This window comes from Synechocystis sp. PCC 6803 substr. PCC-P (genome assembly GCF_000284455.1).
Taxonomy (GTDB): Bacteria; Cyanobacteriota; Cyanobacteriia; order Cyanobacteriales; family Microcystaceae; genus Synechocystis.
Genome location: NC_017039.1, coordinates 2,679,702 through 2,693,211 on the forward strand (window position 1 = coordinate 2,679,702; position 13,510 = coordinate 2,693,211).

A 13,510-nucleotide genomic window follows, 5' to 3' on the forward strand; every position below is an offset into this window, starting at 1 on the left:
GGTTAATGCTTTCGTTGGCCTATGGGGCACCACGACGAACCTGTTGCCATCGTAGTACTAACCCGAGGTTAATCTGTTTAGTGAACCAATAAAAAACACTCAGAATCACCACGGTAACGCTAATAGCCAAGAGGGGACGGTGATGGGAAAGGCTTTGGGCTAAATTTTGCCCCACATCTTTGGGATCAGTGACCACGTGCCAACTGTTTAACCGCAGAAATCGACCCAGGTAAATACCGATCGCCGACAACAAATGGGCCATTAACTCCATGGGGAAAATCCACGCGGACCATTGCCGTTGCTCCAGATAATAACCGGCGTTGAGCAAGGACATGACATAGCATTGCCAACCCACATTTAGAAAGAGAAAAAATTGGGGCGTAGCGGTGAAAATCATGACGCTAGTCGGTATCCCCTGCCGTACTAACTTGAAGTAGTGGATAATGTCCGTCAAAATGTAAGGGGCATTGGGTAAAAAAGCCACAAACACAGCAAAAATTACCCACCACAACGGCGATCGGGGCCATGGTTGGCGCTGGGAATTCTGCCAACGGAATAACCAAACGCTTAGCACCAGGGGAATAATAGCCAAAAAAGTGTTCCAGGCAATGCGATCGCCATTGATGGCCAATACCTGCCAGGACAACCGTAGCCAGGAAATGATTAGTTCCATACCCCTAATCCCTTAGTACGTAGCCCACCCCCCGCACTGTCTGAATCAAACGAGGTTCCCCCGCCGCCTCCAACTTCAACCGCAGATAACGGATATAGACCTCAATGATGTTGGAATCCCCCATAAAGTCGTAGCCCCAGACCCGCTCTAAAATTTGTTCCCTAGTCAACACCTGGCGGGCATGGGAGAGCAGATAGTCCAACAGCTCGAATTCTTTGGCGGTGAGATCAATCAGGCGATCGCCCCGTTGGATTTCCCTCGTACTGCGATTGAAACGTAGATCGGCGAATTGCAATACTTCATCGCTGGTGGTGTGGGTGCGGCGCAATTGCACCCGGATGCGAGCAAAAAATTCATCGGAGTTAAAGGGTTTGACAATGTAGTCATCGGCACCGGCATCTAACCCCATCACCCGTTCTTCCACGTCGTCCTTGGCGGTGATCAGAATAATGGGAATGCGACTGCCCATTTCCCTTAACCTCCGGCATAGCTCTAAACCGGACATGCCCGGCAGGGCTCCATTCACAATGATTAAATCGGGGGGAAATTCCTGGGCTTGGGTAAAGCCCTTTAGGCCATCCCTAGCCACACTGACATCGTAGCCTTCATATTTGAGTTCCAACTCCATAAATCGGGCTAACTTTTCTTCCTCTTCCACAACTAGAACACGGTGACTCATGGCAAACTAGGCGATCGCATAGCAAATATGTTCATCCTAAGGCCCCATTGCGGCTTTCAACCTGGGTTAAGCCAAGGGGAAGGTCTCAAAACGTTGCAACCTTTCAAAAACATGGCCCAGAAAAAATTTCCCCTGAGGAAGAAGCCATGGCAACAGCCAATGAATTTGAATGGGTTTAATCGTTTAATTACCTGTAATTACCTGGGTGATATTTTCTTAAGTGCCGTACCGATCGCGCAAGTCCTGGTTGAGGTGGGAGCGATCGCCCATGACTTCAATCAGAGGACCATGTTCGGACATGGTGACAATACTCACCGCCGCAACAGGCATACCAATGCGGTCTCGAAAACGGCCAATGTCAATGCCCAGCAAGCTACAGAGCATAATGCGGATGGTGGACTTGTGGGACACCACCAACACATTCCCCGTGGTAAAAGTTCGTTCAATTTCTTCTAGCACCTCCGAGCTACGGCGGGCAATATCAATGCCCTTTTCTCCCCCAGAAGGAGCATTCCAACCTGGATCGGCTAACCAGCGCACATAATCGTCATGGAATTGTTGATTAACTTCCGCCGGGGTTTTTCCTTCCCATTCCCCATAGGCAATTTCCTTCAGACCATCCCGTTTTTGAATGGGGAGATTAATCAATTTACTTAGGGGAGTGGCAGTGGCCATGGTGCGGTGCAGGGGACTGGCAAAAATAGCCGTCCAGCTCACATCCTTGTAGGCTTCGGCAAATTGGTGGGCCATCTGGTAACCGTGGCTGGTGAGGTCAATGTCCAGGCGGCCACAAAAGGTCCCTGTCTGGCTAGAAGTGGTTTCGCCGTGGCGCAAAAAGTAGAGATTGAGGGTCATAATGGGCGATTTTCTCGATAGCTTGTGTGGTTTACGGTTAATTGGCTTTAATACTGGCGGTTTTGCTAGCTAGACTAACTGCTTACCAAGGTTTAGGGTACAGCTTCACCGGGTAGTTATGGCTCCACCCGACGCCAAGTACAGTAGGGACAATCGTTTTCCCCCACCGCATTAAATCTCATATATTGCCCAGGCAAAATATTCTCAAATTTGATTGTTTTGGTTTCACCGTCCTTGGTACATTGGGCTGTGACCACGGTGGCGGTGGCGGAATCCACTTCACAGTCGATGGTGGTAATAACTTCATTGCTGTCAGCAGCGCTCATTTGCAATTGATTTCCGCTAATTTTCAGGGAAACCATGCCAAACATTAGATTCAGCAGTCCAGATAATGCTTCCATGTCTTCCTCTGGCTTATAGTCGGGACTTTCTCTGTGGGCTTCCATGGTTTTTTCATAATCGAATTTCCAGACGCCTTGAAAAGGTTGCAGTCCATCGCCAGCATCTATAGCGGGAGTGGTACTGGGACTATGGGGGTCACCATTGTCAGCCTTGGGGCCCATGATGGAGGGCAAACTTTCCCAACAACGGGAATTGCGTTGGGCCAGTGCCCCTATTTCAGCACAATCTAGGGCGATCGCCGGGGAGGATATGACCAGAGTTCCTAGGTAAACACTAGCCAGGGTGGGGACTACAGCAGGCCATAGGGCTGGGCTGATGAGGGAAAAATACTGGTTACGCATGGGGATAAAGGGGGAAAGGGGCGCAATGGCAAAACCGGCTAGGGGAAAGGGAAGAGAAATGGCGATCGGGAGCCGGAACGGTATGATGATGCCGATGGCTTTTGCCTATGACCTAAACAATCTCCACCCACTTTATGGATGGCCTATTCGCACCAATTCCGAGTAACCCTTTAATTGACTTCACTATTTTATTATTGGTGACCCTGATCCTGCCGCCCATTTTTGAGCGCTTGAAATTACCAGGACTGGTGGGACTTTTGTTTGCCGGCATTGTGTTGGGCAAAAGTGGTTTGGGGGTGCTGAATGAAGATTCGGAAAGCATCAAACTCTTCACCGACATCGGCAAAATTTACCTGATGTTTGTAGCGGGGCTGGAAATTGACATGGTGGATTTCCGCCGGACCAGGAACCGTTCGCTACTGTATGGTTCCCTCACCTTTGCGGTGCCATTGCTGACGGGGTTGGCGGTGGGGTTGACCTTTGGCTATTCCTTCAATGCGTCTGTGTTGCTCGGCTCTCTGTTTGCTTCCCATACTTTGTTGGGTTATCCCATTGTGCAGCGATTGGGCATAGTCCGAAATCAAGCGGTGATGGTCACCATTGGGGCCACAATTTTCACTGACATTGCCGCTTTATTGGTTTTAGCCATTTGTATTTCCATCCACAGTGGCAGTTTTTCCCCAGCGGGTTTGGTGGTGCAATTGGTGGCGATCGCCGTTTACAGTGCCTTGGTTTTAATTGGTTTTGATTGGGCGGGACGGGAATATTTTCGTCGCACCGGGGATGAACAGAGTAACCAATTTCTCTTTGTGTTGCTGGCGGTGTTCCTCGCTTCAGTGGGGTCAGAGTTAATCAATGTGGACAAAATTGTCGGCGCATTTCTGGCGGGGCTAGCGGTAAATGATGTGCTGGGCAACAGCCCCGTAAAGGAAAAGGTGGAATTCCTAGGAACTACCCTATTTATTCCATTCTTCTTCATTGGCATTGGGCTGCTGTTGGATCTGCCGGCTTTTTTGGTGACTTTGACCACTCTATTCCCTTTGGTGGTGGCCATTGTGGTGGGGTTAATTCTCTCCAAAGGGGTGGCGGCGATTTTAGCCCAATGGAAACTAGGTTATACCTGGGTGGAGGGTTTAACCATGTGGTCCCTCTCCATTCCCCAGGTGGCGGCTACATTGGCGGCAGCGGTGGCCGGATACCAAGCAGTTAATGCCGCTGGCGATCGCCTGGTGTCGGAGACGGTGTTAAACACCATCATTGTTTTAATGCTGATTACGTCTATCGTTGGCCCGTTGATGACGGCTAAATTTGCCCCCAAAATTCCGATTCCCAATACTCTGTCCAGTTTGACAGAAGATTTAGACGACCCCGAGGAAAATGGGGCCGTAACCCTAATCCCCCCCAAGGCTTCTACCTTCACCGTATTGGTGCCCACCCAAAATCCCCAAACCTTGAGCTATTTGTTGGAAATGGGAGCCCTGATCGCCCGCCATGAAAGTGGGGTGGTGATTCCCCTGGCGATCGCCAAAGCGCCGGTGCACATGGATGATCCTGGGTTAACCAGCCGGTTAGCTAGAAATGAGCTGTTACTGCAACAGGCTACGGAACTGGCCACCAATCTGAAAGTCGATGCCCACCCAGCCCTCCGCATTGATGATGATGTGGCCCGGGCCATTAGCCATACTGCCAGGGAAAAAAATGCGGACTTAATCATCATGGGTTGGAGTCAACAAACCCTTGGTTTACGGGCTAAATTATTCGGTAGCACCATTGACAGTGTGTTCTGGTCGGCCCATTGTCCCGTGGCGGTGATGCGGTTATTGTCTGACCCCCGTTCTTTCCATCGCATTCTCTTCCCCATCAAAAATCTCACCCCCCAAACGTTGGAGTTATTCCAGTTCACCCAGCGCTTAGCGGAAACCAACGGAGCCATTGTTACCCTGCTCCATGTTTGTCCCCACAACACCTCCCCACAACAGGTGCAAGCGTTTAAAACGGAAATGGAACGGTTTCTAAACCAATGTCGGGCCACGGCGGACTATCCCATTAAAGTCATTTGCCATGACGATGCCGCTAAGGTGCTTGTGCGGGTCTCCCACACCTTTGACCTGGTGGTGCTCCGTTCTTTCCGCCGGCGATCGGTGGGGGGAGTGGCCCTGGGGGAAGTGACCGATAAAATTTTGCGGGAAATTACCAGTTCCTTCGTCTTGTTTGGCGATCCCTACGCCTAGCCTGCGTTATTTGTTGGTCTAAATTCAGATAGTTAGTTTATGGGAGAAAAGCAATGGAAGAATTGTTAGAACTGAAAACGTTATTGTCCCAAGGGAATGTTTCTGATGCTCTGGTGTTGGTGGAGGAAATGACGGAAATGAGTAGGGACGATAAGATTAATAAAATTAGTAGTTATGCCAAGATACTTCTACTACATTTGATTAAACGACAGGCGGAAAAACGCAGTACCCGCTCGTGGGATTTATCGATCGCCAATTCAGTGGACGAAATCCAAAAAACTAATCGACGGCGCAAAGCAGGGGGCACCTATTTATCTTCAGAAGAGTTGAGGGAAGCCTTAACTGATGCCTATCGAATTGCCCTGGCCGGGGCGGCGGCGGAAGCTTTTGAAGGTCGCTATTCCAGTGAAGAATTGGCTAAAATGGTCGATTACAGTGCCCTAATCAATGATGCTTTAGATTTAATTACATCGACTTTACCTGACAAAAACTAGGTTTTATTTGTGTTGATCGCCATTTGACTTCCAACAACCAAAATCAGATAAGGGTGGTAATTATTTAATTGATTCACCATGGCGATCGCCAAGTTTTTTTCCCATAAGAGATAATTTTTCAGAATTTGTTTGCAGAGTTTTATTCTGTCCTCTAAAACGACCCACGGAAGCTCGGGCAATACTAGGTAAATTTCAGGCGGTTTCCCCTTAACGTTGAGGAGGGGACTTTTCAAACAAACTTTAGAGTGAAAATTGAGGAGCAATCGGAGAGGGCATTAGGGCTGTGGAGGCTCCCACCCTGGCCAATGGTAGAATAGAGGCTGTTTTGAGCCCTGTTATCTGTTCCCCTTGGGGGGAATTGGAGCCCAACTCAAACCTTTCAAACTGCCTTGGAGTAATTGCATGACTGACTCGCCCGATCGCCTGATTGCGACTGACCTCAGAAACGAAATGTCACAGTCATACCTGGAATATGCCATGAGTGTGATTGTTGGGCGGGCGTTACCCGATGCACGGGATGGGTTGAAGCCAGTCCATCGGCGCATTCTCTATGCCATGTACGAGCTGGGGCTGACCCCCGATCGCCCCTTTCGGAAATGTGCCCGGGTGGTGGGGGAAGTGCTGGGGAAATATCATCCCCACGGTGATACGGCGGTGTACGATGCCTTGGTGCGCATGGCCCAGGACTTTTCCATGCGGGAACCGCTTATTGACGGCCACGGGAACTTTGGCTCCGTGGATAATGATCCCCCGGCGGCGATGCGGTACACGGAATCTCGCCTTAGACCCCTTTCCACCAACTCGTTATTGCGGGACATTGAGGCGGAAACCGTAGATTTCATTGATAACTTTGACGGTTCCCAACAGGAACCCACCGTTCTCCCGGCCCGCATTCCCCAACTATTGATTAACGGTTCCTCCGGCATTGCCGTGGGCATGGCCACCAATATCCCCCCCCATAACCTCGGGGAAGTGATCGACGGAGCGATCGCCTTAATTCGTAACCCCGAAATCACCGAACAGGAATTAATGCAGATTATTCCCGGCCCGGACTTTCCCACCGGGGCCCAGATCCTCGGGCGATCGGGCATTCGGGAAGCCTATTTAACCGGCCGGGGCTCCATCACCATGCGGGGGGTGGCCTCCATTGAAACCATGGAACATCCTGGGCGGCCTGACCGGGATGCCATTATCGTCACCGAGCTACCCTACCAAACCAATAAAGCCGCTTTAATTGAACGCATTGCGGATCTGGTTAACGATAAAAAAATTGACGGCATTGCCGACATCCGGGACGAGAGCGATCGAGATGGTATGCGCATTGTCATTGAACTGAAGCGGGATGCCTACGCTCGGGTGGTGCTCAATAATCTTTACAAACAAACTCCCATCCAGAGTAACTTTGGGGCGAATTTGTTGGCGCTGGTTAACGGCACTCCTGAAGTTCTCACCATTAAAAAATTCCTCACTGTCTTTTGGGAATTTCGCATTGAAACCATTACCCGCCGTACCCGCTACGAATTGCGGAAAGCGGAAGAACGGGATCATCTGCTCCAGGGATTGTTGATTGCGCTGGATAACCTGGATGCGGTCATTCGTCTGATTCGGGGAGCGGCGGACACGGCCTCTGCCAAAACGGAACTGGTGGAAGGCTTTTCCCTCTCCGAAGTGCAGGCCGATGCCATTTTGCAAATGCAACTGCGCCGGTTAACGGCTTTGGAAGCGGATAAAATCACCGCTGAACATGATGAACTGCAAACCAAAATCGCCGATTTCCAAGATATTTTGGCCCGCCGGGAAAGGGTTAATGCCATCATCGAAGAAGAATTGGAGCAAATTAAGGCTATTCACGCCACTCCCCGCCGCACCGTCATTGTCCAAGAAGATGGGGAATTAATTGACACGGATTTAATTGCCAATGACCAAGCCCTAATTTTATTGACGGAACAGGGTTACATCAAACGGATGCCCGCCAGCACCTTTGGTACCCAAAACCGTGCCACCAGAGGTAAAGCCGCCGCCAAGATTAAAGATGACGATGGAGTGGAGCATTTCCTTTCCTGCTGTGACCACGATAAAGTGCTGTTCTTTAGCGATCGGGGGGTGGTCTATAGCCTCAACGCTTACCAAATTCCCATTGCTTCCCGCACGGCCCGGGGGGTGCCCATTGTGCAGATGTTGCCCATCCCCAAGGATGAAAAAATTACCTCCCTAGTGTCTGTTTCAGAATTTGACGATGATACCTATTTCATCATGCTGACCAAACAGGGCTACATCAAAAAAACTGCCCTCTCGGCTTTTAGTAATATCCGGGCCAATGGGTTAATCGCCATTTCCTTGGTGGAAGGGGATCAATTGCGTTGGGTTCGTTTAGCCAAAGCGGAAGATAGCGTCATTATCGGTTCCCAAAAGGGTATGGCTATCCATTTCAAAGCGGATCAGGATGAACTGCGGGCCCTCGGTCGGGCCACCAGGGGGGTTAAATCCATGCGGCTCCGGTCTGGGGATGCGCTGATCAGTATGGATATTTTGCCGAGCCAGGTGGTGGCCAATATTGCCGTTGGTTCCGAAGATGAGCCGGATGAGGACTTAGGGGGCGATACCGATGCCATTTTGGAAGAAAGCGACAATCCTGGCCCCTGGTTGCTGGGGGTAACCATGAAGGGTTTCGGCAAACGGGTGCCCATTGGTCAATTCCGCTTGCAACATCGGGCCGGCCTGGGAGTGAAAGCGATCCGCTTTAAATCCAAAGATGACCAGCTAGTGGCCCTCCATGTGGTCAACGCCGATGACGAGTTGATGATTGTCACCAACCGGGGCATTATTATCCGCCAGTCCGTGAACGATATTTCCCCCCAATCCCGTAGTGCCACTGGGGTGCGGGTACAAAGGTTAGATGCCGATGATGCGATCGCCGCTGTGGCCCTAGTGCCTCCTTCTGGGGAAGAAGAATTGGCAGAAATGTCGGAAAGCGAAGAGAGCTGATGGCCCCCCAACCTACCGCAACCACTACCCTGGCCGTTGTGGGGGATATCCATGAACAATGGGAATTGGCGGACCACCAAGCTCTCCAGGCGATCGGCGTAGACTTGGCACTATTTGTGGGGGATTTTGGCAACGAATCATTGCCGGTGGTCAGCTTGATTGCCTCCTTACCCATTCCCAAGGCAACGGTATTTGGTAACCACGATGCTTGGTTCACCGCCTCCGATTGGGGGCGCAAAAAGTGCCCCTACGATCGCCAAAAAGAAGACCGGGTGAAAGCTCAGCAGGAACTCCTGGGGTTGGCAGATGTTAGCTATGGCCGCCGGGATTTTCAGCAATTTAGCCTCTCGGTGGTGGGGGGCAGGCCTTTTACCTGGGGGGGCAATGAATGGAAGAATAAACAGTTTATGCGGGAACGATATGGCATGGAAAGTTTTGCCCAGTCCCAAACCCACATTGCCGCAACGGCCCTGGCTAGCCCCCATGAAACGTTAATTTTTCTGGCCCACAATGGTCCCACCGGCTTAGGAAATCATGCCGAATCCATCTGTGGTCGGGATTGGAATCCCATCGGCGGCGATTTTGGCGATCCGGATCTGGCCTGGGCGATCGCCTCTGTGCGGGAGCAGGGTAAACAGGTACCATTGGTGACCTTCGGCCATATGCACCATCGCCTTAGACATCGTCAGGATCGTCTGCGGGAGAGGGTTTATGTGGATCATCAAGGAACGGTATATCTGAATGCGGCCTGTGTACCCCGCATCCAAACGGAAAAAGACGGTTTGCCCGCTGCCCGTAATTTTTCCCTGGTGACTTTGGTGAATGGCACTGTGGAAAAAATCACCCTGGTGTGGTTACGGAATAACGGAGAAATTATCAGCCAGGAAACCCTTTGGATTAGTGCCCATTAACTTCTCTCGACCCGGTCTATCTGATTATGCAGGAATTCTAGGAAGCCGGAGCTGAGCTTTCCCCACAGTTTGCTGATCGCCTTTAACGGAGAGAATAGGGTTTTTCCAGACCATGGCTTTCCATCAGGGTTTGGTCGGCCATAATTTCCTGGGCCGGGCCGTCGGCGACAATCTGCCCTTGGTCAATGATTATGACCCGGTTGCAGACTTCCAGCACAAATTCCAGATCGTGGGAGGAAATTAGTAACGTTTGCTGGAACTGCCCCAAAAAGTTAATCAACTGACGGCGGGCTTTAATATCCAGACTAGCGGTGGGTTCATCACAGAGTAAAATTTTCGGGGCCATGGCTAACAAACCGGCGATCGCCACCATTTGCTTTTCCCCCCCGGATAAATGTTGGGGTAGACGATCTAACAAAGAAGTAATGCCAGTTAACTCCGCCGCTTGGTTAACCCTCTCCGTCACTTGAGCCGGGGATAAGCCCATATTTTGTGGCCCAAAGGCAATGTCATCCCAAACGGAGGTAGCAAATAGTTGGTCTGTGGGATTTTGAAACAGGAAACCCACTTCAGGCAAAAATTTTCCCGCTTCCAGGGCCTGGCCCAATAACTGGATGGTGCCAGCGCTAGCTTTTAACAGTCCGCAAAGCAGTAAAAATAAGGTAGTTTTGCCACAACCGTTATGGCCAATAATGCCTAGCCTTTCCCCTGGGGCGACTTGCCAAGCTAAATTGTTTAGTACTGGAGTTTGTCCGCCATAGGCAAAGGATAATTCCCGCACCCTAATTGCCGGTGGTATGGGTGACTTAATTGCTTCCTTTTCTTGGCTCCGGTCCATGGCCCGCACATTGGTTCCCGTCACAGGCTCACCTCCGCCACCACAAAACCAACGGCGATCGCCAATACGATTACCGTTAAACCTAAACCCGTTGAACATTTTCCCTCCGTCCTAGGGCTAGGCTGGGGAGATACAGCTTGGCCATAACCCCGCAGGACCATGGCCTGGTAAACCCGTTGGGACTGTTCATAACTCCGTAGTAAAAGATTGCCCAACAAAAAAGCCCACTGTTGTATTGATCGCCGTTTTTGCTGTTGTTGTCCTAGGCCCCGCAGTTGCATTGCTTGGTGCATGGTACGGAAAGTATTACCAATGTCATAGAGGTAACGGTAAGCCAATAGGGCCATATCTGCCATCAGGGGAGGCAAACCTAAACGGCGCAGGGAATTAACCATGGTTAAAAAAGGAGTGGTGCCAAAGAGAATAAAACCCAGGGTAAGAATGGAGAAAAACCTTCCCGCAATGAGCACCATAGCCGTCAATCCTTCCTGACGAATGGTGAGCCAGCCCCACTGCCCCAGCACTGTTTCCCCACTGACAAAGGGGAGGAGAATAACCGCTGTGAGAATAAATAAACCGGGGTAACTCAACCGTTGCAGTAAAAAACTCAGGGGTAAGCCAGACAACCAATAAAGCAAGACAGTGACGCTCACCATGGGCACCATTAACCAAGCTTGCTGCACCATGGCCAAAGCAAACATCAACGCCATCAGACTAAACAGTTTTTGTCGAGGCTCCCAACCATGAATTGGCGATCGCCCAGGCACATAGGTTTCCAACGTCATTAAACCCATTGCTAACTCTCCAGTAATTCCGGTTTAGTCCGTTGCAGAAACAAAACCACCAGGGCAGTGAATATGCCTTCTAGCACAATCAGAGGTACATGGCCCAACGCCAGCACCATAATCGCTCGGCGCTCAGCGGTGGCATCCAAACCCGTCGGTAAACTGGTGACAGTGAGGGCAATGAAAATTAGCACCGTTAAGGCTAAACCACTGCTACCCCCCAAAAAAGCAGCAATGCCCATGGCCCAGCGCTCCGGCAGAAACTTTTCTAGCCCATGGCGCAGTTGAAAAATATGATAGGCCGCCAACGTTGGCAAACCCATCAAAACACCATTAATACCCAAGGTGGTCAGCCCCCCATGGCCCACCATCAAAGCTTGGAAAAAGAGGCCAATTAAAATGGCTGGCAGAGCAAAATAGCCCAGCATTACCCCCAACAGACCGTTGAGAATTAGGTGGACACTCACCGGCGGCAGGGGAATATAGATAGAGGAAGCAACAAAAAAAGCTGCGGTCAGCAAAGATGCTTTGGGAATATTTTCCTGGGCATGGCCTTGACGATTAATTTGCCGCAGACAGTACCAAGTGGCTAACCCCGTCACTGCATAGCCCCCGGCCACGATCTGGGGTGGCAATAGACCATCGGGAATGTGCATCTAGGCCCTGCCCTCACCTTTGCTTCTGCTGAAAAATAGGGCAGTACCCACAAAACCCCAAATTACGGCCCCTAAAGTGATACCCCGTTGAATGGGAGATAGGGCAGCATTGGCATCCGGTACAGAGGCTACGGTAATTTCTGGAGTGCCTTGGTTGACACTAGAAGTAAGGGCATTGGCTGTATCGGTGCTATCAACCGCTGTTGTTTCTGGTTGCCAAGGTATGGTGATCATATTTCCGTGGCCCCCTTGCCGCACTGCCACTTCCCAATTGCCAGGGCGATCGCCTGCTGGAGTAAAAATAAATTTGCCCTCTTTGTCAGTAACCCCCGTTAACCAAGGTTCAGTGGAATTATTCGGGGCATAGACTAATACTTGGGCTTCGGCCATGGGTTGCCCGGAGTCATAATGGGCCGCCACGGCGATCGCCGCCACCGAATGATGTTCCACTTTAACTCCGTGGGCAAGGACGGAGACCGTCTGGGTAAGTATGCCTCCCGCTAAACAAAATAGAGCTAGGTTAAATTTCATCGGATTTACAGGTTGAAGGAAGTGATGGTGGTGAATGCCTTGGTTTGTCGGCAATGGCCTTCCCCCACATGGCCAAGGTTGGCTAAAACTTGTAAAAAGGTTTGATAATCTGCCGCCCCTAATCGAGCTTGCAAGTCCTGACTATTGAGATCAATGCCCTTTTCCCCGGCCAGGGCTGCTAGGGGATCAAAGCCAAAAGCACTAAGGTTAATGTCGCTATCGACGGGTTCTTGTCCGTCCCCAAATAAATGATCTAAATGAAAGGTGGCTTCCAAGTCTGCCTTGCCGCCAGCGGTGAGAATTCCCTTACGTTCATCGCCCACAAAATCACCGCAGACAAAACCCAACTCCTTCTTTACCCCTAGTTTGAATGGAATAGTCTGACCATCTTTAGTGGCCATTCCCTCCAGTAAAATTGAGTAACCTTGGGCTGGGCCTTCTGTGGCCAAGGGCATTTGCCAAGATAAAGCGTTAAATTTCCCCGCTGGAGCCGGAGTTTCCCCCACTAAAACCGTTTCTGCATCTTTTCCCGTCATTGCTAAGTCCACCACTGTAGGTCCTGGCATGGCGATCGCCACGGCGGTTTCCGGCAATGAAGCATCCGTGCTGGCATCAAAGGCCGACCCTACCTGGTAAGCATTAATGTCCGCCAGGGAAACATAAACGTGATTAAAGTCCAGAACCCAGCCATCCTTGGTGGTCAGACCTTCCCGGGCCCGTTCTTCTCCGTTGGCTCGCACCGTTAAAGTGCCTTGATTTGCCGAGGGAGAGGCGTTCATTTCCGGGGAGGAAAGATTTTCACCACCACAGCCCGATAGCAATACGAATAGCAATGATACTAAAGACCACCCACTTTTAAATGGCGATCGCATACTTTTCCTTGGAGGCACAAACAACGCTCCTAATGTTTTCTTCCCATGGTCAAAGGTAAAAAAATTTATTCAACATTGGAAAAATTAAAAGCACAATTTCTACTTAACCTTGGCCGCTTGAAAAGTACAATACCCTCTGGGGGGAAGGGGGATATGGATTTAACCATTATTTCTTGACAGTACAGCAGGGCAGTTGGACAAACCAAAAGTTATTTAAAACCAAGACCAATGGGGAAGCTCGAAACTTCTTATCGCAC

General features: G+C 50.6%; 13 protein-coding genes. 4 read left to right on the forward strand and 9 right to left on the reverse strand.

The annotated features are described in order from the left end of the window. Positions 1–19: 19 nt before the first annotated feature. The 4 genes from SYNPCCP_RS12555 to SYNPCCP_RS12570 form a co-directional block, all read right to left on the reverse strand. The gene (locus SYNPCCP_RS12555; RefSeq protein WP_010873601.1) at positions 20–673 is read right to left on the reverse strand and encodes a DUF1361 domain-containing protein; all 654 of its coding nucleotides are present in this window, start codon (positions 671–673) and stop codon (positions 20–22) included. A gap of 4 nt (positions 674–677) precedes the next feature. Continuing rightward, the gene (locus SYNPCCP_RS12560; protein WP_010873602.1) at positions 678–1,352 is read right to left on the reverse strand and encodes a response regulator transcription factor; all 675 of its coding nucleotides are present in this window, start codon (positions 1,350–1,352) and stop codon (positions 678–680) included. A 216-nt stretch (positions 1,353–1,568) separates the two neighbouring features. After that, the gene (locus tag SYNPCCP_RS12565; protein WP_010873603.1) at positions 1,569–2,207 is read right to left on the reverse strand and encodes a histidine phosphatase family protein; all 639 of its coding nucleotides are present in this window, start codon (positions 2,205–2,207) and stop codon (positions 1,569–1,571) included. Between the two features lie 116 nt (positions 2,208–2,323). Further along, entirely contained in the window at positions 2,324–2,950 is a 627-nt protein-coding gene (locus tag SYNPCCP_RS12570; RefSeq protein ID WP_010873604.1) for a hypothetical protein, read from the reverse strand. Between the two features lie 134 nt (positions 2,951–3,084). On the opposite strand from SYNPCCP_RS12570, the gene SYNPCCP_RS12575 reads away from it, so the two are divergent. The 4 genes from SYNPCCP_RS12575 to SYNPCCP_RS12595 all read left to right on the forward strand — a co-directional run bounded on the left by SYNPCCP_RS12575 (position 3,085) and on the right by SYNPCCP_RS12595 (position 9,571). After that, entirely contained in the window at positions 3,085–5,181 is a 2,097-nt protein-coding gene (locus SYNPCCP_RS12575; protein ID WP_010873605.1) for a cation:proton antiporter, read from the forward strand. Positions 5,182–5,234: 53 nt separating this feature from the next. Next, on the forward strand, positions 5,235–5,675 hold the full coding sequence (locus SYNPCCP_RS12580) for a DUF29 family protein (protein WP_010873606.1): 441 nt from the start codon (positions 5,235–5,237) through the stop codon (positions 5,673–5,675). 402 nt (positions 5,676–6,077) lie between these two features. Beyond that, positions 6,078–8,660, forward strand: a complete 2,583-nt coding sequence (gyrA, locus tag SYNPCCP_RS12590) for a DNA topoisomerase (ATP-hydrolyzing) subunit A (RefSeq protein ID WP_010873607.1) — start codon at positions 6,078–6,080, stop codon at positions 8,658–8,660. Next, a complete protein-coding gene (locus tag SYNPCCP_RS12595) occupies positions 8,660–9,571 on the forward strand; it encodes a TIGR04168 family protein (RefSeq protein WP_010873608.1) in 912 nt (303 codons plus the stop codon). Before gyrA ends, SYNPCCP_RS12595 begins: the two co-directional genes overlap by 1 nt. An 82-nt stretch (positions 9,572–9,653) precedes the next feature. Here the strand turns inward: SYNPCCP_RS12595 and SYNPCCP_RS12600 are convergent, their stop codons facing one another. Genes SYNPCCP_RS12600 through SYNPCCP_RS12620 form a run of 5 tightly spaced genes read right to left on the reverse strand, consistent with a single transcriptional unit; the run spans position 9,654 to position 13,271 of the window. Further along, entirely contained in the window at positions 9,654–10,508 is an 855-nt protein-coding gene (locus SYNPCCP_RS12600) for an energy-coupling factor ABC transporter ATP-binding protein (RefSeq protein WP_010873609.1), read from the reverse strand. After that, positions 10,430–11,203, reverse strand: a complete 774-nt coding sequence (cbiQ, locus tag SYNPCCP_RS12605; protein WP_010873610.1) for a cobalt ECF transporter T component CbiQ — start codon at positions 11,201–11,203, stop codon at positions 10,430–10,432. The genes SYNPCCP_RS12600 and cbiQ overlap by 79 nt, the downstream gene beginning before the upstream one ends. A 2-nt stretch (positions 11,204–11,205) precedes the next feature. Continuing rightward, on the reverse strand, positions 11,206–11,850 hold the full coding sequence (cbiM, locus tag SYNPCCP_RS12610) for a cobalt transporter CbiM (protein ID WP_010873611.1): 645 nt from the start codon (positions 11,848–11,850) through the stop codon (positions 11,206–11,208). After that, a complete protein-coding gene (locus SYNPCCP_RS12615; protein WP_010873612.1) occupies positions 11,851–12,381 on the reverse strand; it encodes a carboxypeptidase-like regulatory domain-containing protein in 531 nt (176 codons plus the stop codon). It abuts the gene before it with no gap. A 5-nt stretch (positions 12,382–12,386) separates the two neighbouring features. Then, positions 12,387–13,271: a hypothetical protein gene (locus tag SYNPCCP_RS12620; protein WP_010873613.1), complete on the reverse strand. Its 885-nt coding sequence runs from the start codon at positions 13,269–13,271 to the stop codon at positions 12,387–12,389. Positions 13,272–13,510 lie beyond the last annotated feature (239 nt).

Excerpts from the sequence above, each read along its gene's own strand:
- SYNPCCP_RS12555 (WP_010873601.1), bottom strand. The coding sequence starts at position 673 with ATGGAACTAATCATTTCCTGGCTACGGTTGTCCTGGCAGGTATTGGCC.
- SYNPCCP_RS12560 (WP_010873602.1), bottom strand. The coding sequence starts at position 1,352 with ATGAGTCACCGTGTTCTAGTTGTGGAAGAGGAAGAAAAGTTAGCCCGA.
- SYNPCCP_RS12565 (WP_010873603.1), bottom strand. The coding sequence starts at position 2,207 with ATGACCCTCAATCTCTACTTTTTGCGCCACGGCGAAACCACTTCTAGC.
- SYNPCCP_RS12570 (WP_010873604.1), bottom strand. The coding sequence starts at position 2,950 with ATGCGTAACCAGTATTTTTCCCTCATCAGCCCAGCCCTATGGCCTGCT.
- SYNPCCP_RS12575 (WP_010873605.1), top strand. The coding sequence starts at position 3,085 with ATGGATGGCCTATTCGCACCAATTCCGAGTAACCCTTTAATTGACTTC.
- SYNPCCP_RS12580 (WP_010873606.1), top strand. The coding sequence starts at position 5,235 with ATGGAAGAATTGTTAGAACTGAAAACGTTATTGTCCCAAGGGAATGTT.
- gyrA (WP_010873607.1), top strand. The coding sequence starts at position 6,078 with ATGACTGACTCGCCCGATCGCCTGATTGCGACTGACCTCAGAAACGAA.
- SYNPCCP_RS12595 (WP_010873608.1), top strand. The coding sequence starts at position 8,660 with ATGGCCCCCCAACCTACCGCAACCACTACCCTGGCCGTTGTGGGGGAT.
- SYNPCCP_RS12600 (WP_010873609.1), bottom strand. The coding sequence starts at position 10,508 with ATGTTCAACGGGTTTAGGTTTAACGGTAATCGTATTGGCGATCGCCGT.
- cbiQ (WP_010873610.1), bottom strand. The coding sequence starts at position 11,203 with ATGGGTTTAATGACGTTGGAAACCTATGTGCCTGGGCGATCGCCAATT.
- cbiM (WP_010873611.1), bottom strand. The coding sequence starts at position 11,850 with ATGCACATTCCCGATGGTCTATTGCCACCCCAGATCGTGGCCGGGGGC.
- SYNPCCP_RS12615 (WP_010873612.1), bottom strand. The coding sequence starts at position 12,381 with ATGAAATTTAACCTAGCTCTATTTTGTTTAGCGGGAGGCATACTTACC.